The 22,729-nt window shown below is 38.9% G+C and carries 20 protein-coding genes; 6 read left to right on the top strand and 14 right to left on the bottom strand.

Annotated features, from left to right (window positions below; translation table 11 throughout):
• The first annotated feature begins 565 nt into the window (after positions 1–565).
• Positions 566–754 carry a hypothetical protein gene (locus H9631_RS07020; RefSeq protein WP_191811308.1) on the top strand — a complete coding sequence of 63 codons (189 nt, stop codon included), beginning with the start codon at positions 566–568 and terminating at the stop codon, positions 752–754.
• A 54-nt stretch (positions 755–808) separates the two neighbouring features.
• Here H9631_RS07020 and H9631_RS07015 read toward each other — a convergent pair whose 3' ends face one another.
• A complete protein-coding gene (locus H9631_RS07015) occupies positions 809–2,548 on the bottom strand; it encodes an AAA family ATPase (RefSeq protein WP_191811306.1) in 1,740 nt (579 codons plus the stop codon).
• A 317-nt stretch (positions 2,549–2,865) separates the two neighbouring features.
• On the opposite strand from H9631_RS07015, the gene H9631_RS07010 reads away from it, so the two are divergent.
• The gene (locus tag H9631_RS07010) at positions 2,866–3,381 is read left to right on the top strand and encodes a DinB family protein (RefSeq protein WP_191811304.1); all 516 of its coding nucleotides are present in this window, start codon (positions 2,866–2,868) and stop codon (positions 3,379–3,381) included.
• 438 nt (positions 3,382–3,819) lie between these two features.
• Positions 3,820–4,227 carry an SRPBCC family protein gene (locus H9631_RS07005; protein WP_191811302.1) on the top strand — a complete coding sequence of 136 codons (408 nt, stop codon included), beginning with the start codon at positions 3,820–3,822 and terminating at the stop codon, positions 4,225–4,227.
• 278 nt (positions 4,228–4,505) lie between these two features.
• Here H9631_RS07005 and H9631_RS07000 read toward each other — a convergent pair whose 3' ends face one another.
• The 5 genes from H9631_RS07000 to H9631_RS06980 form a co-directional block, all read right to left on the bottom strand.
• Positions 4,506–4,820, bottom strand: coding sequence for a DMT family transporter (locus H9631_RS07000; protein WP_191811323.1), 315 nt, complete (start codon positions 4,818–4,820; stop codon positions 4,506–4,508).
• Between the two features lie 2 nt (positions 4,821–4,822).
• On the bottom strand, positions 4,823–5,164 hold the full coding sequence (locus H9631_RS06995) for a DMT family transporter (protein WP_318246779.1): 342 nt from the start codon (positions 5,162–5,164) through the stop codon (positions 4,823–4,825).
• Between the two features lie 70 nt (positions 5,165–5,234).
• Positions 5,235–5,819, bottom strand: coding sequence for a TetR family transcriptional regulator (locus tag H9631_RS06990; RefSeq protein WP_191811300.1), 585 nt, complete (start codon positions 5,817–5,819; stop codon positions 5,235–5,237).
• Positions 5,820–6,138: 319 nt separating this feature from the next.
• A complete protein-coding gene (mgsA, locus tag H9631_RS06985; protein ID WP_191811298.1) occupies positions 6,139–6,546 on the bottom strand; it encodes a methylglyoxal synthase in 408 nt (135 codons plus the stop codon).
• A gap of 181 nt (positions 6,547–6,727) precedes the next feature.
• Positions 6,728–9,463 carry a GTP-binding protein gene (locus tag H9631_RS06980; RefSeq protein ID WP_191811296.1) on the bottom strand — a complete coding sequence of 912 codons (2,736 nt, stop codon included), beginning with the start codon at positions 9,461–9,463 and terminating at the stop codon, positions 6,728–6,730.
• 675 nt (positions 9,464–10,138) lie between these two features.
• Here H9631_RS06980 and H9631_RS06975 point away from each other — a divergent pair.
• Both H9631_RS06975 and serA read left to right on the top strand, forming a co-directional pair.
• The gene (locus H9631_RS06975) at positions 10,139–11,296 is read left to right on the top strand and encodes a pyridoxal-phosphate-dependent aminotransferase family protein (RefSeq protein ID WP_191811294.1); all 1,158 of its coding nucleotides are present in this window, start codon (positions 10,139–10,141) and stop codon (positions 11,294–11,296) included.
• A complete protein-coding gene (serA, locus tag H9631_RS06970; protein ID WP_191811292.1) occupies positions 11,289–12,902 on the top strand; it encodes a phosphoglycerate dehydrogenase in 1,614 nt (537 codons plus the stop codon). The genes H9631_RS06975 and serA overlap by 8 nt, the downstream gene beginning before the upstream one ends.
• A gap of 79 nt (positions 12,903–12,981) precedes the next feature.
• Here serA and H9631_RS06965 read toward each other — a convergent pair whose 3' ends face one another.
• Together H9631_RS06965 and H9631_RS06960 are read right to left on the bottom strand one after the other, a co-directional pair.
• Positions 12,982–14,124, bottom strand: a complete 1,143-nt coding sequence (locus H9631_RS06965; RefSeq protein ID WP_191811290.1) for an HAD family hydrolase — start codon at positions 14,122–14,124, stop codon at positions 12,982–12,984.
• A 330-nt stretch (positions 14,125–14,454) separates the two neighbouring features.
• A complete protein-coding gene (locus H9631_RS06960; RefSeq protein WP_191811288.1) occupies positions 14,455–16,113 on the bottom strand; it encodes an AMP-binding protein in 1,659 nt (552 codons plus the stop codon).
• 278 nt (positions 16,114–16,391) lie between these two features.
• On the opposite strand from H9631_RS06960, the gene H9631_RS06955 reads away from it, so the two are divergent.
• Entirely contained in the window at positions 16,392–16,616 is a 225-nt protein-coding gene (locus H9631_RS06955; RefSeq protein WP_191811286.1) for a hypothetical protein, read from the top strand.
• Positions 16,617–17,010: 394 nt separating this feature from the next.
• Here the strand turns inward: H9631_RS06955 and H9631_RS06950 are convergent, their stop codons facing one another.
• The 6 genes from H9631_RS06950 to H9631_RS06925 all read right to left on the bottom strand — a co-directional run bounded on the left by H9631_RS06950 (position 17,011) and on the right by H9631_RS06925 (position 22,625).
• Positions 17,011–17,220 carry a Fur-regulated basic protein FbpA gene (locus H9631_RS06950; RefSeq protein ID WP_191811284.1) on the bottom strand — a complete coding sequence of 70 codons (210 nt, stop codon included), beginning with the start codon at positions 17,218–17,220 and terminating at the stop codon, positions 17,011–17,013.
• Positions 17,221–17,786: 566 nt separating this feature from the next.
• Positions 17,787–18,002, bottom strand: coding sequence for an acetyl-CoA carboxylase biotin carboxyl carrier protein subunit (locus H9631_RS06945; protein ID WP_191811319.1), 216 nt, complete (start codon positions 18,000–18,002; stop codon positions 17,787–17,789).
• Between the two features lie 26 nt (positions 18,003–18,028).
• Positions 18,029–18,223: a hypothetical protein gene (locus H9631_RS06940; RefSeq protein WP_318246780.1), complete on the bottom strand. Its 195-nt coding sequence runs from the start codon at positions 18,221–18,223 to the stop codon at positions 18,029–18,031.
• Between the two features lie 43 nt (positions 18,224–18,266).
• Entirely contained in the window at positions 18,267–19,208 is a 942-nt protein-coding gene (locus H9631_RS06935) for an MBL fold metallo-hydrolase (RefSeq protein WP_191811281.1), read from the bottom strand.
• Between the two features lie 141 nt (positions 19,209–19,349).
• Positions 19,350–20,906: an acyl-CoA carboxylase subunit beta gene (locus H9631_RS06930; RefSeq protein WP_191811279.1), complete on the bottom strand. Its 1,557-nt coding sequence runs from the start codon at positions 20,904–20,906 to the stop codon at positions 19,350–19,352.
• 54 nt (positions 20,907–20,960) lie between these two features.
• Positions 20,961–22,625, bottom strand: a complete 1,665-nt coding sequence (locus tag H9631_RS06925) for an AMP-binding protein (RefSeq protein WP_191811277.1) — start codon at positions 22,623–22,625, stop codon at positions 20,961–20,963.
• Positions 22,626–22,729: the final 104 nt, after the last annotated feature.

Below are 22,729 nucleotides of genomic sequence, written 5' to 3'. Positions count from 1 at the left end.
TTATCACCTGTATTTTACTATGAAATTACATTAAATCTTAATTAATTATTTGGTTTGACTGTTTAACAAACAAGATAGTCGATTTTATCCCTTTTTGCTAGTTATAATTTTGATTATAACTAATCGGACTTTATTCATGCGCCTTAGCGTATTTGCTCCCTGATTTACGGACTAAACTTATTCATCAAGCTTCATCTATTCGATACTTGATGGAATGAGTAAGGAACTACATTTTTAAAATAGTTAAATCTTACTACGTTTATCAGTTGTTTAGTACTAAACAACTGATTTACTCAATGATTGCCCTTCATTTTTGAAAAAACATTTCGACAAATTCTATAAAAATTCAAACATTATTTAAGTAATAAAGCTGATTTTTCGATATATATTTACAAACACTAAAAACGCTTGACAGGAAAAAAAGTTTAATTTTAGATATGAAAATAAATTTTACCTATTACAAATGAACTGAATCAAAAAAGGAAAATCTCTTTCAGATTTTGTATAGACGACACTGTTATGATTCTTTTATATCCAAAATAAGGAACTGGAGGTGGATTCTAGAATGGAAAGGCATCAAATAAACATACGGATTTCAAAAGAATTAAAAGAAGAATTCTATACCTACTGCCAAAAAGAGAATCTCCAACCATCCGCTTTAATACGCAGCTGGATTGAAGAAGCTGTAGAGGTCGATAAGGTGAAAAATAACGGATTCAATTCAAACATACTTTTCCCTAGGAATATTATCTAATGCTTGTACGAAAAATCCCTCTATCGCCGTTTTTATTGGCAACAGAGGGGTTTTCTAAGCATTATACGCATAGTCATTCTTCAGATTATTCCTTTGAGCGCTCACGATCTCCTGAACTTCGGAACCATCCAGCGTCTCCTTATGCATTAGCATCTCGACAAGCCTGTCATACTCCTTTTGGTATGTCTTGATGATATGCTTTGTTTTTTCCAAAGCTTCATTGAAGAGCTCTTGCATTTTCTCTTCTTTTTTCTGCTTCTGAAAAGTAAGTGTAAAACCGTCTTGAAGCATTCCCGTATCAACCATTTGCTCCAAAAGCTTCTTCGCCTGCTGCACATCACCGCTGACACCAATACTATGCTCGCCAAAATAAAGACGTTCAGCGACACCCCCAGCAAGAATCATACTTACCTGGTCAAGCAGTTCACTTGTTGTGGATAGATGCATCTCCTTTTGGATAGGAGCCACATAGCCAAGTGCCTGACCACGCGGAATGATTGTTGCTTTCCTTACAGTTCCCGGCTTGGTGACTGCCTGCACGAGAGCATGTCCAGCTTCATGGATGGCTACGCGCCTTTTCGTTTCTGGATCATTAAGAGATCGGGAAGTGCTGCCGAGAATCGTCCGGTCAATCGCATAGTCGAGATCTCTCTTACTGATTTGTTCTCTTCCCTCACGGACAGCCCTTCTGCTGGCTGACTCAAACAATGAATTGATTTCGGCTCCGGAGAAACCAGATGTACTTTCCGCAAGAGTGCCCAGCGAAGCAACAACATCCTGTGCAAGATTCCTGCCTTTTGTATGGATATCGATAATTTCTCTCCGACCTTTTGTGTCAGGAAGAGGAACATTGAATGTAAAGTCAATTCTGCCTGGGCGCAGAAACGCATCATCCAGCATATCTTTCCTGTTGGTAGCAGCAATAAATAGAACACCCTCATTATCATGCCCGCCATCTAGCTGGACAAGCAGCTCCGTTAAGGTTTTTTCTGTTTCTTCGCCACCATGAGCCTTACGTTTGCCAGCAAGAGCGTCAACTTCATCAATAAAAATAACAGCTGGATTCTGCTTCCGGGCGTTCTCAAATAAGGAGCGAACACGTGAAGCTCCAACACCGACAAATAGCTCGTTGAAAGCGGACCCTGAAGCTGTGAAGAAAGATGCCCCAATTTCACGTGCAATTGCCTGTGCAAGCAATGTTTTACCTGTTCCAGGAGGCCCGTACAATAAAATTCCTTTTGGTGCCTCGACACCTACCTTAGCAGACTTGCCAGGGTCTTTGATAATCTCCAATGTCTGAAGAATTTCCTCTTTCATTTCTTCAGGCAACCCTCCCACATCATCGAGAGTGATAGAAGGAAGCGGCACTTCCTTTGAGGCGCTGTTTTTCATTGCTGTAACACCAATTTTCCCCTTCTTATGCAGAACAAACGCTGTGCCTGCCATAAGAATAATTAAGCCTCCAACGGCCCAATTCCCTACTTGGCTGCCATTCGAATATTTATAATCAACGTGATAAGTTTCAACAAGCTTTTCTACCATCTGGCTATTCGGCCTTACATGGGAGATAAACTTACCCTCTGAAGTTTTAAGATACAATGTCCCATCGGACGTTTCCTTTAGTGAAACCAATTCCCCACTTTGAGCTTTGATCGTGTCTTCCATCTTAGAAAATGGAATGACGGTTCCCTTATCCATTGTTTGAACCGCCCACACGATACATGCTGCAACAATGACAATAAGACCAATGGCTAGAGGAACAATCTTCGTTGTGAATTTCGAATTAGATTTCACCGGTCCAGCTCCCTTAATTTATAAATCTATTACATAGTATAATATTATTTAAATGTAAACACCAGTACGAAATCTACAAAAATGTTGATATATCAACGTTTACCAGTTTTTTGTAATATTTTTGATTCAAGGATAATCCTCAAAAAAGCATATACTTTCGGCTACTGTTTGGGTCAATTTGGGATTAAGAAGGATAATCCGGATTTGATGTAGAAAAGATAAAAAAGACTCATGACAAGGTAGAATATTTTTCATCGTAGAGAATATATACAGGATAAGAATCTAAGTACGCATTTTTTATTGAAGGGAGAAATCTTATGAATAAACTTGTAGATGACAATTTACACGAAACGAGAAATAACCTAGTAAAGGAGATTATTAAATTAAGCAATGCTCAATTTAATGGTCGGCCTGATATGAATGAGTGGAGTATAGCACAAGTTTGCCATCACTTGGTTTTAGTGGAGGAGGCGTCACTAAAGGCTATTGCATGGGGATTAAAAGAGACTGGTAGCACACCAAAAGAACGTAAAAATGTTGACACTATATTATTGAATAGAACAAAAAAGCTTAAAGCTCCAAAAATCGTTGAACCAGATGTAGAACCATTTGAAGTTCAACAAATAATTGACTTGTTAAACGAATCAAGAAAAAAGTTGATGACTTTTCTTAATACGATAGAAGATAAATCTGTATTGGCGGAAAAATCAGTGATGCATCCAGCTTTGGGTGAACTACCACTTGATCAATGGATTGAACAAATATATTTGCATGAACAGCGACATATAGAACAAATAAACGAGTTAAAATTACTATTAGAGGTATCACCCTAAACCTTGCTTAAGTTAAGCCCAGTCAACGCTGGGCCTTTTTCATGGTATGGGTTCCTTGAGCATAAATTATATGTGAATTACTTCTACTTAATCACCGCATCAGTTTCCGGATCTACATTAGTTTGCAGCGATTTGTCATGATCCTGGCCTTCTTTCTTAACTTTGCTGATCAAACGGACATTGTTTTCAGATATTTATTTTTCAATATAAAAACTAGCATGGGTTGGTATATATCAACTGGAAAACTCTTTGGATATGTCCTACTGGGACAAGTTAATCCAAAGTTTTTTTGTTTAATGAGATAAAATTGTTAAAAGTTCAACCATGCTATTCCATTTTAAAGGGCCAGGTGTTGAATTAGGAAGGAATTGTAAGAAAGTATATCGAAATAAATAAAAGTCACTAAATAAAAATTGTGAAAAACTGGGAGTGGATGAAATGGAACCCAAAATGATTGGACAAACGAAAACGGCCGGATTTCAAGTAGGAGTTAGAAGGACTTTTCCAATCTCACAGATGAAAGCCTGGGAACTTGTCACATCTGATGAAGGGTTAAAGTTATGGCTAGGAGAAAGTACTAGGATAACTCTTGAACCAGGTCAAAAATACATTACCAAAACGGGAGCAGGTGAAATCCGAGTTGTTAAACCATTACAACAGCTTCGCCTTACCTGGAAAAAAGAAGAATGGCAAAAACCATCTACAGTACAGGTTCGTATAATATCCAAAGAAATCGATAAAACAACGATTAGTTTTCATCAAGAAAATCTCTCAGATAAGAATACTAGAGAAGAAATGAAAGAATATTGGGAGAAAATCCTTGAGGTATTAAAGGAGAGGGTATAATATTTTTTAATTAAATATCTCCAACAATTGGGGTATAAGTCACATTATCCTAAAAAGTAACAATTAGAAATACAAAAGCCACCTTTCCGGTAATCGCCAGATCCTCTCGCTTACTTGCGATTAGTCGGAGCCAAAATGATTGGATTGAATAAAAAGCTGAAACAAAACAGATTTACATTAAAAAAAAGCGAGAAATCAATTTTAGAAACGTTGATCTCTCGCTCTTGTCTAATATGAATTTTTAAACTTTACATCAAATATATCCTTTTATCCCAACCTTACGAAACTGCTTTAAGTCCTGTCACTCCGACAATGATCAAAAGTAAACTGGCAATTCGCGCAAGGCTCTTTGATTCGCCAAAAAAAAGCATGTTAACAATTACAGCACCTGCTGTTCCTACTCCAATCCATACGGAATAAGCAACAGTCAACTGTAAATAATTTAGTGACTCATAAAGGAAAACGAAAGAAGCTGCAAATCCCCCGAGATAGATAGCTCCATTTCTGATCGTTTTCTTTTCACTGAACATTTTCAAACCCATCACACCTGTTATTTCACTGGCTGATGCCAAAAATACAAATAACCACCCCATCATTATACAGCCTCTCTTTTTTGTTCGTCTTTCAGATCAGCAATATTTAAGCTGATAACTCCAACCACTACAATGAAAATAAATAAAAGTTTTCCGCCATTAAAGCTTCCTCCAAAGAGGAAAACGTCCATTAATGCTGTACCCACTGTCCCAATTCCAGCAAAAACAGCATACACTGTTCCGGTCGGCAGACCCTCACAGGCTTTATATAAAAATTGGAAGTCTACTATGATCAATCCAACAATAATCAGCCAATGCCACCATACTGAAGCATGATTAAAACCAAAAATCCAAAACAGTTCAAACAAACTTGTTAATCCAACGTACAACCATGACTTATTCACAAATAACACTCTCCATCTATTCCTTGACTGACTATCAGTCATTTTATACAAAAAGAAATGCGCTGGTAAATTAGTTCTGAATGCCCAGTGCATGCTCCAAAAACACAATAAGTTCTGATTTTTGCATTCTCTCTTCTTCTTCATTCACTGCATCATACAAGTAGATCTGCTCTGCCGCAGCCTCTATAAAAGCAATCATTAATTTTGACGTACGTTCTGGATGAACAGAACCCCTTATTTTCCCATTTGATTTAGCAGTTATTAAAAACTCACTCATCCAAGAGTAAAAAGCATTGTAAATCATTTCCCAGTTTTTCAAATTATCATCGGTCGACAGCCCTGCATAGATCAATGCCAATACTTCCCGATAATTTTTCGTAACCCTGAAAATAGCATTCACAATTTGGGAAAGCTGAGTCGAGATTGAGTCATTCTCATCCACTTCATTTTTGACTTCGACCATAAACTTTTTAACCATCACCTCAGCAATGGCAGGCATCACTGACAGCTTTGAAGGAAAGTATAAATAAAAAGTCCCCTGCGCGATTCCAGCCAATTTAACAATATCTGAAACCTTGGTTTTTTCAATTCCTTTCTCCTGAAAAACCTGAACCGCCGCATTAATTATTTTCTCTTTCTTACTTATATCGACCATCCTCCCCTCAATGACTGACTATCAGTCATTTTATCAGAAGTTTTTCAGTTTGTCTAGCATTGTCTTTCTATCCCGATAAATATCAGCTACTCTTTGGCGTATTTGTGCCTAGATTTTATCGAGCCCCGTTCGATACATTTCCTTTCTTCTGAAATTCTATGGTATTCTCCGGAGGCTTTGATTTGAATCAGCCGAGGTTTGAACCCCACTGATATGCTTTTATCTTATCACTTACAAAAGTCGGAGACTTCTGCTAAATGAAATTAAATAAACAGCACTTCAATCATTATTTAACAATTGAAGTGCTGCTTTTTACCACTTAATGCAATTCACTATGAATGAGTGATCTCCATTCAAGATCTCCGCGTTCCAACCCCCGAATCAATAGCTCGGCAGTCCCCATATTGGTGGCTAAGGGAACACCGTACACGTCGCTCAATCTCATCAGCGCCGATATATCCGGCTCATGTGGCTGTGCGGTCAGGGGGTCCCGAAGGAAAATGATCATGTCTATTTGATTTTGGGCGACTAATGACCCAATTTGCTGGTCGCCCCCAAGCGGTCCGGACTTGAACCGCTGAATGTCTAAGCCGGTTGCTTCTTGAATTCTAGATCCGGTTGTTCCTGTTGCATAAAGTTTATGATCCTTTAAAATATGGCGGTAAGCCATTGCAAATTGGACTATGTTATCCTTTTTCTTATCGTGAGCAATCAAGGCTACGTTCAAAAGCTTTCCCTCTTCTCTTTCTTCATCAAATGCGCCTTGGCCTATTTGCGCTCAGATTTTAACGAGCTCCCTGAGGCACCGCCGGAGGCTTTAACTTTAACGTGATTCAGCCGGGGATTGAGCTCCCCACTGAATGGAATACCTATATTACTTTCATCTCACCATTTATAGAAGTCAAAATTCAAAGTCCTGCGTGCTTGCTGCTTTTCCCCTGAAACTCAAGCCATTCCAACTGGCGCAAGCGCACATCGAAAAGTCTGATTGGATCACGGAAAGTCTCTGGATGAGATTTCATTTCAGTGAGCGCTGCCTTGTTTTGATCAACTTGCTCCTGATAAGAAGCAGCAGATTTTTTCAGAGCGGTAAAAGGTTCCTTGAAGAACAGGGAAATATCCCGCGGAATGGCTTTTTCAAGGATTTCAAACTGGCGGAAAAACTTGTTAGCGATCGATTCCGCTGTCTCACTGTAATTTTCATTTTCAACAAAGCTTTTATATCTGTTATACATCATCGTGTTATTTGCCGGAATAACACCGAATATCTTCCCTGCGCTTTTCAGCAGCACTTGAGAAGGAGTTCTCTTTAACAAAATATTTTCCTCGTCAACTTGAATAGCTCCTGTCATCCTGTCAGCATCCCGCTGCCAATCCGCTAAAATTTGAAAATCACATTCCAAACGGACCCGCTCTTCCCCCATCAGATCATTGAAGCTTTCATTCCAACTAATCAATAATTCCTGAGCTGCATTCAGTTCGCCTTCCGACAAGCTAATCCAGTTTTGTAGGGAGCTGATATATGCTGGATGGGCGGTATATTGCAAGTACTCGTCAATCCTTTTGTTCATTTCATCATTCAATTCATGATGAATGTTGCCAAAATCACTATCCTCACGAAGAATGTCTGCAGATTCTTTAATTAATTTCGGAATCGTATTTAAAATATCAGCTTGAATTTCATCTTTAAGTGACCGATATTCATTTTGGATCACTTTTGTCTTTTCCTCTTCCAAATCATAAAGCTGGTTAATGGCCCCCTGAAGTTTTGAAAGCAAGTCTTCGTCAAACTGGATCGATTTCTGCAGCTTTTCCTCCACCTTTACTTGCTGCTGTAACAAGTGCTTGATTGTTCCGCGAATAAAAAACAGCATGTTTCCACTTCGGAGCCGCTCGTTCCGCTCTTTATTAAGATTCTGATTGATAAAACGAGATAGTGCCTCCTGCTGCTGTTCACTGTCTTCCACTGCAGAATATGTGATCAACTCTGCCTCTGGAAAATAGTTTTTGATTCTTTTTTCAATAACGGAAATCTGATCCGGCGTCAGCTGTGCACTCTTTTTCAATACAAAATGAATAGGACACAATGGAACCCTTTCTGTCACATCCAATAAAAACTCACATTCTTGAGTAGAAAATGGTTCAATTGGATTCAGAACAAATAACAAGCTGTCACTCATCCTCACATATTCCAGAAAATGCTTATTGTTTTTGTTTAGGCCATTTAAATCAGGATAGTCAATGATTGCAACATCATGTTCTTGTAAGAAAGCATTTGGCTCTAAGTAGACAAGCATAGTATCTTGCCGACTTTCCGCCTCAATAATTTCCTTACTCGTTGTAACAGTTGATATCCCTTCATCAGCTATCACCTGAAATTCAGTTGTTCCTCCGCTTTTGTACACAATAGGAAGAGAGGTATCAATTAAGCTGCTTTCAGGCTGCTTGAGCATTAAATGGACAAATGAGGATTTTCCACTGTTTGATCTGCCCGCAATCATCCACCTTTTCAAATTTAATTCTGATAACTGATTTAAGCTATTTTCGAACCTTTTATGAAGGTTCAAATCTCTTTCATCTGCCCAATTTCGGATGACTCCGACCAGTCCAGATATTTTTTCCATCAGAGTGCCCTGGTTCGCCGATTTCGCCAGACCTTCTTCAGCAGAATGGACAACTTCCTGATTCATTTGTGCAGGAAAAACATCGTTCCATGCTAACACACCTGCTGATGCCAATGGAGTCGTTTTAATATCCGCAACCTTCAACCATGCAGGCAATAGATTCGGCATGATTTCTGTTATGTCGGCCAAATGATATCTTCCCGAAAGCAATTGGATAAAGGTGTTATTTATTAGCTCAGGCAATGATTCCCATTTATACGAATGCTGCAAATCTGAATCAAGTAAAATGATGGTGGCTTCCGTAATCCATGACAAATAATCTTCGCGCTGTTCATGGCTTTTCCAAAGGGCCGCCATCAATTTTTCAAATAATACAATATCCACTTTTTGGGCCAAATATAGTATCGGTACAAAATGAGAAGCCCCCTGCGCCCTTGTATATCCATTTTCAATGAAAGAATGGATCTTTTGGAACCATTCAGGTAACTTCGTCCGCGCCGCTTCGTTTATAGCAAGTTCGACCGCACTGTTCCAATCTTCCTGTTCTTCGAAAAAGGTGCATGCCAGCTCCGTCACATTCTGGTAATCCGGATGAATAGCGACAGCGTTTTTAATCATTTGGTCAGCCTCTGAATATTTCTGCTGTTCCAAATAAAGTGTGAACAACTGCAGAGCCACTTCTGTATTCAAAATAAGGGAGTCTGTAGTTATTGAATTGTAAAAATCCTCCGCTGTGCTCAAAAAGCCTAGTTCAAAGTACGCATCAGCGATATTTTTCTTTGCCCATGGCTCTAGTTCGTTATGTATGTTCTCCCATTTAAAAATGGCTGCCTCGTAATCACAGTTATGAAAATACACTTCACCTTGGGCAAACCGAATATAAGACAGATCGGCCATATCCTTTTTCTGTTCTTCTAAATAAAGCTCTCCCAACTGGCGAATGGGATGCTCCTCCAAGTCTCCTTGCAAGAACTTTTCTTCATAAAATGCTTTTTTTACCAAGCAGTCTTCCATTTTCATTCGTTTCACCCGCCCGTTTGTTTAGATTATCGCTTTTATCCATATTACTATATTTTTATGATAGATTCTCGTATGAATCACTTTTAACTTCATTCAGCAGAAGTCTCCCACTTCCGTAAGTGGTGAGATGAATGCATATTGGCATTCCAATCAGTGGGGGGCAAACCCCGGCTGATTCAAATCAAAGCCTCCGGAGAATACCATAGATTTTCAGAAGAAAGGAAATGTATCGAGCCAAGCTCGATACAATCTGGGCGCAAATACGCCAAGGTGCATTTAATTTGGTAACACCTTTTGTAAACGGATTCAGTATTTTGTTAACATTTTTATCTTAATTTCTTAACTTTCCCCCTTTTTATTGACACTTTGTTGTGCTAAAATGTTTCATATAATTGAATCACTTTAATCTGTAATGATGGAGAAGGCTTGAAGTAAGATCTTGAGAGAGTCGGTGGTTGGTGAAAACCGATGATTTTACCTCAAACAGCCCAGCACTCCGGAACTGGCGCCTGCGCCCGGCCATATGCCGTTATCTTCTCGAGACTATTCTGGAAATATTATTTTCTAAGTAGTGAACGAGGGTGGCACCACGGATATTACGTCCCTCATAACAAGGCATCTATGCCTGTTATGAGGGGTTTTTCATTTAATTCATTTTGAAAGGATGAACAATCAGTGTTTTTAGACAAAGAGTATCTGTTTACGCCTGGACCTACTCCGATTCCAGATCGGGTGAATGTTGCGATGAGTAAGCCGATGATCGGCCATCGCAGTGCAGCATTTCCTGTATTGTTGGAAGATGTGTCCACAAGACTTCAGCCGGTTTTTGGATCGGACAATCCAGTTTGCATTATCTCAGGTAGCGGGACAGGAGCTTTAGAAACTGCCGCTGTCAACACAATCGAGCCAGGCGATGATGTTGTCGTCATCGTTGGTGGAGCTTTTGGTGATCGCTTTGCAAAAATATGTGAAGCTCATGGAGCCAATGTGCACAGACTCGAAGTGGAATGGGGCAAAGCCTGCCAGCCCGAACAGCTTGAAGATTTTATCAAGACAGCTAATATAAGTTTCAAAGCAGTTTTTGCTACTTACTGTGAAACTTCCACTGCTGTAATTCATCCAATCAAAGAACTCGGTGAGGTAACCAAGCGTGTATCTGATGCGCTTTTCATCGTCGACGGTGTTAGCTGTATTGGAGGCGTACCTGCTGATATGGCTGACTGGAATATCGACATTTTGGTTTCTGGTTCACAAAAAGCATTAATGCTTCCGCCAGGGCTCGCTTTTGTAGCAGTTAATGATCACGCAAAAGATGTAATTAAAAACAATAAGTCCAACCGTTTTTTCTTTGACTTGAACCGTTATTTCGATTCCTATGATCAAAAAAGATCCACTCCGTTCACTCCGGCGGTCTCTCTTATTTACGGGGCCCAAGAAGTTTGCCAGATGATCGAAGAAGAAGGATTTGAAAATGTCATCAAACGTCATGAGCTCTTAAAAACAATGACTCGCGAAGGTATCAAAGCATTAGGCATCCCGCTTTTGACATCTGATGATGTTGCTTCTCCAACCGTTACAGCTGTAAGACCAGAAAATGGAAAAGCAAATGAAATGAAAAAAATGATGCTCGATCAATACAGAATTTCACTTGCTGGTGGTCAACAAAAATTATCCGGAGAAATTTTCCGAATTGGCCATATGGGTTACTGCACGCCATTTGATGTGTTAACCGTATTAAGCGCACTTGAAATGACCGTTAAGTCAATCGAAGGCAAAGACGCGCTTGGCGTTGCCACTAAGAGAGCACAGGAGGTTTGGGCTGAACATGTATAAAGTGTTAGTAACAGATTCAATCAGCGATACGGGATTAAAGGCGCTGTATGATCATCCGAATTTTACCGTAGATAAGAAATCAGGTTTATCCCCTGAAGAGATAAAAGCGATCTTCAAAGACTACGACGCACTGATTGTTCGAAGCCAGACACAAGTGACAGAAGATCTCCTTAACTCAGCTGAAAAACTTCGTGTTGTTGCCCGCGCTGGTGTCGGGGTCGATAATATCGATGTAAATGCTGCAACTAAGAAAGGAATTCTCGTAATCAACGCTCCTGGCGCCAACACAATTGCCGCTGCGGAACATACAATGGCCATGATGCTTTCTTTGGCCCGCCGAATTCCACATGCACACATGTCTACTTCTGCAGGAAATTGGGATCGCAACGCTTTCAAAGGCGTTGAATTGTATGAAAAAACCCTCGGTATTATCGGAATGGGTAAAATAGGGGCAGAAGTTTCAAAAAGAGCGAAAAAGTTCGGCATGAAGATCTTGGGCTACGACCCTTATTTGACTGAGGATCGCGCAAACCAAATGGGCATCACAAAAGCCACTTTGGATGAAATTGCCGAAGCTGCAGACTTCATCACTGTCCATACACCGCTTACGAAGGATACAAAAGGCCTAATCAACGATGATTACTTGGCTAAAACAAAGAAAGGTGTACGAATCATCAACTGTGCACGTGGCGGTATCATTGATGAGAACGCCCTTGTTCGCGGACTCAATTCTGGACAAGTGGCTGGTGCTGCCATTGATGTTTTCGAAACTGAGCCAGCTTCTAATCAGGAACTGCTCAGCCACCCTAATGCAATTGTTACACCTCACCTTGGTGCTTCGACTGTAGAAGCACAAGAGAAAGTAGCGCAAGAAGTCAGTACAGAAATCATTGATATTTTCGAAACAGATTCCATTCGCCATGCGATAAATATGCCGCAAGTTTCTGGCGAAACTCAGAAAAAGCTTCAACCATTTATTGATCTTGGAGAACAAGTTGGAATTCTAGCAATCCAACTGCTGAAACAAGCTCCAGAAAAAATTGAAATTAATTATTATGGAAATCTGGCTAAAGAGGATAACGACTTCTTAACAAGAACGATGATTAAAGGAATACTGTCACACCATTTAAGTGATTCCGTTAATATGATTAACGTTCTTCATTTATTGAATGACCAAGGAGTTTCTTTTAACGTTACCAACAATCCGACTTCCAAAGGTTTCGCAAGCTATATGGAATTGACTTTGTATAATGGTAACGACAGCGCCAGCATCGGGGCAACCATCCTTAACGGTTATGGCTCACGTATCGTGAAGATGAACGAATACAGCGTTGACGTTCGTCCGGAACGCTTCTTGCTATATATCGAACACCACGATCTTCCTGGAATGATTGGACGTGTCGGCTCTATCCTAGGCAGCCACCAGATTAATATTGGTACGATGCAAGTTGGAAGAGCTGAAGCTGGTGGAGAAGCCATCATGGTTCTTACCCTCGATAAAAAAGTCGACGATGAAGTTGCTAAAGAATTGGTTGAAATGGACGGCCTCAGAGCTGTTCAGTTCCTTGAACTTCCAAGCGAAAACATACCAGCTTATTATGCTTAATCGACTTTTGATAAATCTGGATTTATAATTACAAAAAGAGATCCTGCTCTCAAACAAAGAGCAGGATCTCTTTTCACTATTATTTTACGAGGGAAAATACAAGATCCTTCACATCAAGGACACCGTCTAAAATATAATCCGCATTATATTCTTCAAATTCAGCACGTGCATCCTGTCCAGATAATCCAGTAAGGACCGCTGCAAACAAGCACCCCATCTTTCTTGCTGCCAATAAATCCGCAAGAGAATCGCCAACAATAAGCGTCTCATTGCCATTTTCAATAGGCAATTCTTCTGCGAGACACTCGTCATCTGTCTTCATCTTCCCTGATAAAGCCTTAATATAAGTAAATGGATGTGGCTTTGAAAGGGATGGCCCTTCAGGATACGCCCGCTCCGCTCGTAACACATCGTCCGCTGTAACGATATAGCTAGTGTCAAAGTGCTTTATCCAATCCAATGCTTTGAATGGTTCAATCGTTTCAAGCTCTGGACGTCCGGTACCTATTCCAATTCTTACACCGCTGTTTGTCAGGATATCAAAAAGATCGGCAATCTTATCTTTATCGGCAAGCACTTTTTCATCTGACATGAATCCAGCTTTTCCCGTTTGGACAGAAGGTCTTCCAGTAGATTCAAGTACGTGCTCATCCCCTACATACCATTCTTGGGAAACAAGCTCACATGTTGACCATAGCTGATCCATCTTCCCGAACATTCTCGTTTCGACACCAAACTTTTCTTTAGATAAATAATCCAAGTGATCCATAAGCCCCTGCTGTGTCGGCTCAGCGCTTTGAAAATCATCAAGAAATTTTGGAAAATCGAATGTCAGATTTCTCCCAGCCAATGCTTCGCCTATTTCCAATAAAATTTTACGGTCAATCTCATTTGTCAGCCATTTTTCAATTTTATTCTCAAGTTCATCTTTTACCTGCTCCAATAAGTGAAGGAGCTGATAAGCGGCTGTCAAATAGATCATATCCCAATTAGCGTTTAATCCACCTGCTTTTAAAAATTTCAATACGCTGTCATCAACAAAGATTTCTTTCCGTATATTGTTAATTTCATCATCTGTGAGGTTAGTTTTAAATTTTTCAGCATCTATTCCTAAATAATTAGGACTGATCAAAACCTCCCATACAGCAAGGGCCGACATGTCAAAATAGCGCTCCTCACTTAATAACACACCATCTACATCGAATAATACCGTCTTTACCATGAGTATCTCCTTTTCCTGGCTGCTTTTTCCCTTTAGTGTATCATAGGATGAGGGTTATTTCTTCATGAACGGTGAACTTTCACATTGTTTACAATTATTTTGCAGGAAAATTGAAGCTAGGCTCTTTGCGGCCGAATCATTAGATTTATCAAATCGCCTTTGCCTGCTTACGTCCAGATTTTATCGAACTCACTTGAGATATCTCCTCTGAAAATTCCGCCGGAGGCTTCAACTTTTTCCAGCCGGATTCTACCCCCACTTAATGAATAACCTATATGCTTTCATCTCATCACTTACAGATGTGGGCTAAATGAAATTAAATAAAAATCTCTAGGGTTTGCCTTTTAAAACACGGTCATCTATTAATTCAATCCCGTTCTGCCGCAGCTTAAATTTTTGTATTTTTCCGGATGCTGTAAGCGGAAATTCCTGACAAAATTGAATGTAACGTGGGATTTTTTGACGGGATATCTTTCTTTTGAAATAATCCTTTATTTCCCCTTCCGAGGCTGTTTCGTTTTCTTTTAATATTACCCAGGCCATTGCCTCTTCACCGAAGAACTCATCTGGCACACCGACTACCTGAACATCCAATACTTTTGGGTGTTGGTAAAAATACTCCTCTATTTCGCGCGGATAAATATTTTCACCGCCACGAATAATCATATCTTTCAAACGACCTACAATTCGGCAATATCCATATTCATCCATCACGGCCAAATCACCGGTATGAAGCCAGCCCTCATCATCAATCGCTTCTCTTGTCCCTTTATCATTCTTGTAATATCCTCGCATTACATGGTACCCTCTTGTACACAATTCTCCTTCTACATTATTGGGAACTGCTCGATTCGTACCCGGTTCAACAATTTTCACTTCTACATTCGGAAGTGCTCGGCCAACAGTAGCCACGCGGATTTCCAATCGGTCATCTGTTCTTGTTTGAGTAATAACAGGCGATGACTCCGTTTGTCCGTATGCAATTGTAATTTCTTTAGCCCCCATTTTTTCTGTTACAGCCTTCATCACTTCAATTGGACAAGTTGAACCTGCCATTATACCAGTTCGCAAAGAAGTTAAATCATATTTTTCAAAATCCGGGTGGTTCAATTCTGCGATAAACATTGTCGGGACACCGTGAAGGGCTGTGCATTTTTCCGCTTCAATCGCTTCCAACACCTGTTCCGCTTGAAATTCTTCTACAATTACCATTGTCGTACCAGCAGTCACACTAGTCAGTGTTCCTAGAACACAGCCAAAAGTGTGAAAAAATGGTACCGGAATACATAATCGGTCTTTTTCTGTGAATTCCATGCAGGTCGCAATACTATTGGCGTTATTAATTAAGTTATAATGACTTAGCATGACGCCTTTTGGGTAACCTGTTGTTCCAGAAGTATACTGCATATTGATTACATCATCCGGTTCAAGCTCCGCTTGTCTTCTTGCAAGTGTTAGATCATCAACTTCTTCACCAAGCTTCAATATATCCGACCATAAGAACATTCCGGGAAAACGCTTCTCCCCTAAAATAATGACATTTTTCAAATATGGCAGTGATTTAGACTGGAGTTTTCCTGGTTCGGAGGTTTTGAGCTCGGGAACAATCTCATACAACATATCTACATAAGATGTTTCTTTATATGACTCCATCAAAATAAGTGTTGTTGAATCTGAATGGGAAAGCAGATATTCAAGTTCAGTGGTTTGAAAATTAGTATTTACCGTGACAAGCACCGCTCCCATTTTTCCAGTAGCAAACTGAGTTGACAACCACTCCGGCTGATTGGAGGTCCAAACAGCAAGATGATCCCCTTTTTCCAATCCGATCTTCATAAAACCCTTAGCTACCAGCTGGCAAAGTCGATTAAAACCTTCGTAGGAATAGCGAAGTTTCCGGTTTGGAAACACAACAGCGTCGTTTTCCGGATATTTTCCGGCAACCTCATCCAACAACTGACCAATCGTTTTGTTTAGTAGACCAGACATATTTTCCTCCTTGTTTTTGATTAATGATGGAGTCTAATGATGATGCATTTAACATCTGAATTCATGCTTGTAACAAGTCATTCCTAACAAATAGGCAGATTTCTCTACACATTTTAAGCGCTTACAAATTGATTGACTTATATTATATATAATTGAATAATTAAATCAATATTTTCTTAATATTATAATATGTAATGTTTTCAAATGAATGTGATCAAGGAATATTTTTCACATAAAATCCTTCGTTTTTCCCAAGATAATGAAAAGGAGATGATACAGTGCCAAGAAAACACGATGTTGTCCACTCAAATGCTACCCCTAACTCCGACGGTAAATATGAGAGTGTAATCAATGATCCGACAGCAACGCAAAGCTCGCGGTTGGGGATATCTGGCGATGATGAAAAAAGAAAACGAAATCCTCTTTCTCTGTCCAATACAAAAAATAAAGACATGGAGGAATTCGAGCGCTTCATGCGCGGGGATTCATTGGATAAAACTTAATAAACAAACGAAACACGTTAGGACGGGCTTCATTGCCCGCTATTTCTTGCTTCAAATCGTTAATAATAGAGTTCAACTTAAAGTATTTTGAGCAGAGTAGATCATATTTCGATTTTTTCAGTTTTTTGATCGTATCCCGGATAACTCAGACAGTAAGTCCTTTTTCAGACGCGATTGACTTTTACCTTGATTGTATTTCTCCGTTTCTAAGGTAACCAATGGGTTATTCGGCCAGCTGGCCCAATTAGCGGGGCCATGGCTCACATATCTAGATTATACAGCCGTGCACGGATGTTGCGGGCATCGATTAGTTGCTTTCTGGATGACACCTCACAAATGCAAAATCAGTCGGTGAAAAACGAACAAACCGTTTTCCGCCGACTGATTTCCAAAACTATGCGTTAACTTTTTTTCTCACCCAACGAATGGAACCCGTTTGACTGTGAGGATGGCTGCTTGATCTAACTTTGCGATATTTATATTCCAATTCTCTCAAAGATAATTCAAAGAGATGTTTGTCTCCGTGCTTGTATACTCCCATCATCACAAGTTTGTCAATTAACTCTTTCCTTCTACTTTCAACCGTCTGTGTGATTTGGCTCATTCGTTTTCTCCCCTTTCATTGTAGATAATCCGATCAATGTCTTATACTTATATTAAAACATACAATTCCCATTTGTCAACTATGAATTATCCATCACTTTGAGCATAGCTAACAGCGAGATACAGTTAACTAATAAGTTTTTAAAAACTTTAGAACTTCAACAATATATAATGAGCCTGCTCAAAGAGATAACCTGTGCCTTAAAAGGAACAAAGCCTAGGAGTGACTCTTAACGGTTTCTCCCAAGCTTTGTTATTCTAAAATGATCATGGTGTGAAAAACGCTAAAATGATCCACTGAACACTCCCCACAAACTGAGACATTTATAGCTGCCAAATTTACAGCTATGCAAGTCCAATCAATCGTTCTTTTTTAATCTCCAATCAAGCCCCTTGGCTGAACTTCACCAAGATTTAACGTATTTAAGACGCTAGTAATCTTTCTTGAATGTGAAAGTTGCAACATATATACGATAAAAAAAATGGGCTTTCCCGTTTGAATAATCTGTAATAGTTTTTTAGATACCTTCTCAAACTTTATTTGACGAACTCTTGATGTCCGACATTTCACTTGATAATTGCAATAACATCTCCTTCATCTACAAAATCTCCCTCAGATACTTTTATTTCCTGAATTGAACCCGCTGTTTCAGTAGATATTGGAATTTCCATTTTCATTGATTCTAAAATTACAATATCTTGATCTTCTGTAACTTCATCATCTACTTTGACTATTACTTTCCATACATTCCCCGGCATCATTGCTTTTACTTCAGTCATGATTTTTCCTCCCCATTCTTTCTAGTTTGTTAATGATTATTAACAAATTTTGTCGTAGTATTCCCTTCTTTAAATTGCTCATGACTCATGATTTTTTGCAGCATTGATAAATTTGTTTTAATTCCCTCAATTACAAGGGCTTGTTTAAGTCTAGAAATGGCTTCCTCATGTGAACTCCCTTTAACAATCAGTTTGCTAATCATTGGATCAAAAAATGGTGATATTACACTTTTTGATTAGTAACGGGCCTCATACAAAAAAATTAATTTATAGAATATAGTACCAGCAAGTATCATTATGAATCTCCTTGTTGATGTAGCCCTTATGCCGTAAATATTCCAAGTGCGCTATCGATTCTCCTAATGCAAACCGTTCTTCATGTGCATCCATCTCAAAAGCAAACAATTTCTTACTCAATGAGTAGGCAGTGATCTCTCTCCCGATCGATTTCAGCACAAATGCTAACCTTTCTTCGTGATGTTTTAAAATTTCATTAATCCGGTTATTCGCGGAATAAAACGGTTCCCCATGCGACGGAATCACAAATTCTACATTTAGCCTTTTTATTTTTTCTAAAGATTCCATGTACGCTTTTAAGGGATTCTTTACTCCATGAAACCAATAAGCGATATTCGGAGTAATGCGCGGTAAAATATGGTCAGTCGATAAAAGAACACTATTTTCTTTACTATAAAACACCACTAACCCGTCAGCATGCCCGGGTGTAAAAATAACTTCATACTCGTGTTGACCAAATAGAATTTTTTCACCCTCTTGAAAATAATGATCTACATTAGGATATGGTGTAATAATTTTCCTGAATTCTTCTGTGTTTACTGTCATTAGCTGAGCGATACGATCTGGAACCCCTGATAGGGTGTAATTTTTCCTAATCTCTTGAATAAACTCTTCTCCCCACACCTTTTTCCCAGACTTTTCATCAACTTGCGTCATTGAAACTTTGGCACCTGTCTTTTGTTGCAACCCTCCTGCATAGCCAAAATGATCAGGATGATAGTGAGAAATATATAGATCACTCACATTTTTCCCTTGTAAAATATCCTCCCATCTAGCTATTGTTTTTGTATCATGTAATCCTGTATCAATAATCGCCCAACCAGTTTCTCCTTCAGCAAGTAAACAATTTACATGATTTAGCCGAAACGGAAGATCGAGTTTTACTATTTCAATTCCTAATTTTTTTAGCAATATGGTTCATCCCTCTATATAATTGTCTGTTTGTAATCTTGTCAGTTCTCTGGCAAGACGAAATCCAAGTTTATCTATCTTTCAAACAACTCTTTATCTGAACGAAGAGGAGTACAAGGAAGGTTTGAATATTACGTCAATTCAGGGTCGCATTGTATGTCTCGAAGGACCTAATAATTCTGGTAGCAATTCATATGCATCTACAATCCAATCACACAAAAGCGGCCGCGTATCTCTCGGATCAATAATTTCCTCTATTCCAAATGCAGCAGCAGTACGTAGAGGAGATCGAAAACTTTCGAATTGACTCGCTAATTTCTCAAGTAATTCTTGTGGATTATCACTTTCTTCCAATGTACGCCTATAAGCAACTTGCAAACCGCCTTCAATTGGTAATGAACCCCAATCTCCTGAAGGCCACGCATACCGAAGATGAAGGCCATGACCATTTATCATTCCTGCTCCTCCAACTCCATATACTCTTCTGAGAATGATTTCAATCATTGGAACTGTTGCTTGATAAATAGCTGATATAGCTCGAACTCCATGTCTTATTAATCCTTGTTTCTCAGCAGCTAGTCCGATAGTTAAGCCAGGTTGATCCACAAAATTAATGATTGGCAGATGGAAAGTTTGACACAAATCTACAAAACGCTCTATTTTATTACATGCCTTTACAGATAGACCGCCACCTCCAACTATCGGATCATTCGCTAAGAAACCGACTGAATGTCCATTTAATCTTGCAAATCCTGTAACTGTGTCCCCACCATGATGACTCCCGATCTCAAAGATGGATTCTTTATCAAATACCATCTCTAAAATTCTTCTAATTTTATAAGGCTGTCTTCGATTCTTTGGGATAATTGAAATCAGTTCTCCTTCTTTCCTATCTGGAGAATCAGTTGATTCCATTATTGGAGGTAACTTCCACACATTACTCGGAAGAAAGGATAAAAACCTTTTAATATGTTCAAAAGCTTCTTTTTCCGTTTTTACTACGTTATCAATCGCTCCACTTGAACGATGCACTTGAACACCACCTAATTCTTCTTTTGTTAAATCTTGTCCGATACCATGCTTCACAATTAATGGTCCCGCAATAAACAATTGAGAAATCTCTTCCACCATAACTGAAAAATGTGAGGCGACTACACGGGCTGCTCCTAATCCTGCCACAGATCCTAAACAAGCTGAAACAACAGGCACTCTCCCCATATTATTTACAACATGATCCCAAGCAGGATTAACAGGTACGTAAGCATATCCTAATTCATCCATTGAGGTGACACTTCCACCACCGCCAGTTCCGTCAACAAGTCGAACCATAGGAAGTCTAAGCTCGTGTGCCATCAGTTCACCGTACACCTGCTTTTCCATACTTTCTAAATCACCTGCACCACCTCTTACTGTAAAATCATCCGCACTTATAACTATTTTTCTATTATCGATTTTTCCCCGTCCAATAATTACATTTGTTGGTTGAAAATCTCTTAGGTCTCCAGCATGATCAAAATCTGCATTTCCAGCAATTGCTCCAGTCTCATGGAAAGTGTCTTTATCTAGAAGGCTGTGAATTCTTTCCCTTACAGTCATCTTTCCCCTAGATTTATGCTTATTAACGTTTTCTTTTCCGCCCATTTGATAAGCTAACTTTTCCCTTTTACGTAATTCATCAATTTCTGGCTGCCAAGACATATCGTACTCCTCCCTTATAAAAGTTTATAAGAATGTATATATTTTCTATAAGCGCTACTTTTCTTCTCCCTCTTGCAAATATTTTCGCAGTATTTTTCCTGAAATAGCTTCAGGTAAATGATCTCTAAATTCTACATAACGCGGATATTTGTAAGCCGACATATTGTTTTTAGCCCAATCAATGATATCCTCTTCCGTCATTTTCCCTTTATACTCTTGTCTTAATACAACAAATGCTTTTACACTTTGCCCTCTTTTTTCATCTGGAACGCCAACAACAGCTACTTGTAAAATTGCCTCATGCCGATCAAGCAATGCTTCTACATCTTCAGGAAAAACACTATAACCAGAACTTTTTATCATTTCTTTTACACGTCCATGTAAAAATAAATAACCATCTTCATCAAATGAACCTATATCCCCAGTGTGTAACCAATCATTCTTTAATACTTCATAAGTATCTTCAGGGCGCTTGTAATACCCCTTAAAAACTCCTGGACTTTTTATTACAATTTCCCCTTGTTTCCCAGCTGCTAGCTCTTCTCCAGTATCTATGTCAATAATTCTCATTTCCGTTTCGTAAGTGGGAATACCGACACTCCCAAATTTAATATTATCTCTAGGCATAAACGTATCAGCGTCGTGTGTCTCACTCAATCCATATGTAGCTTCATATAATAAACATCCATTTGTTAAAGTTCTCCATTTTTGGGCAAGCTCTTTGCTGACTGGAATGCCAAAACTTGTAGCAAAATTAATCTTAAGAGAGGATAAATCTCTTTCTTCTATATTTGGATAATCTAGTATCGCTACATTCATTGGCGGTAATGTATAAAGTAGATTAATTTTATGTTTTTCGATTGCCTGAATGGTTGCCTCTGGATCAAAGCGCGTTATTAAAACGCTTTCACAACAGCTGTAAACAGGAATATTAACTCCCAATATCTTACCGCCAATATGACAAAGCGGGGGAATAATAATTGTTTTATCATCTTTAGTAAATCCAAATACATTTGTAGTCGCCGCCGCTTTAAATAATGCATTTCCATATGTTAGCATAGCTGCCTTTGGTCTTCCTGTCGTACCAGAAGTAAATGACATTAGACAAACATCGTTCCATATGTCGATTTCCTCTATTTCTGTTAAAGGAGAAATTTGTTCCATTATTGTTACCAAATCATAGGTACTATCAATCTTTTGATTTTCTATCATTAATTCATCTGGAATAGGTAATTCAATTTCTTCTGGCAAAAAGTCAAGGTACCTTGTAGTAATGATAAATTCAACTGTTGGTGTTTTATCCTTAATTGCATATAAACGTGGAAATAAGTCTTCCGTTGAAATAACTGCTTTTATATCAACTTCGTTAATGAAGTAATCTAATTCTGCTTCTTTATACATTGGGTTTAAGGGAACGACGATAGCGCCAATTGTTTGAATCCCGAAATAGCCAATGATATATTGAGGACAATTTTGCATATATAAAGCGACGCGATCACCTTTTTTAATATGATTTTCTTTCAAAAATTGCGCTAGTCGATTCGTATAATCATTTAACATCGCCCAAGTTATTTTATTACCATAATAGTTATAAGGTACAGAACGGGGATATTTTTCTGCATTGTATTTTAAATACTCATGTAATGGTTTTTCTCCAAGTCTATAGTCCAATTGTTTGGGCAAATAACTTGGCCAACTTTTTTCCTCTAAATTTTGCAATGTAATTCCCTCCCTTTAACAAATTTTTAACGATCAAATGCGCCCAGATTTTACCGAGCTCCGCTCGATAAATTTCCTCTGAAAAATCTGTGGCATCCGCAACA

This window comes from Bacillus norwichensis (assembly GCF_014836955.1).
Classification (GTDB): Bacteria; Bacillota; Bacilli; order Bacillales; family Bacillaceae_C; genus Siminovitchia; species Siminovitchia norwichensis.
Note: the sequence above shows the minus strand (reverse complement) of the source record. Positions and strands in the feature narration are given on the sequence as shown.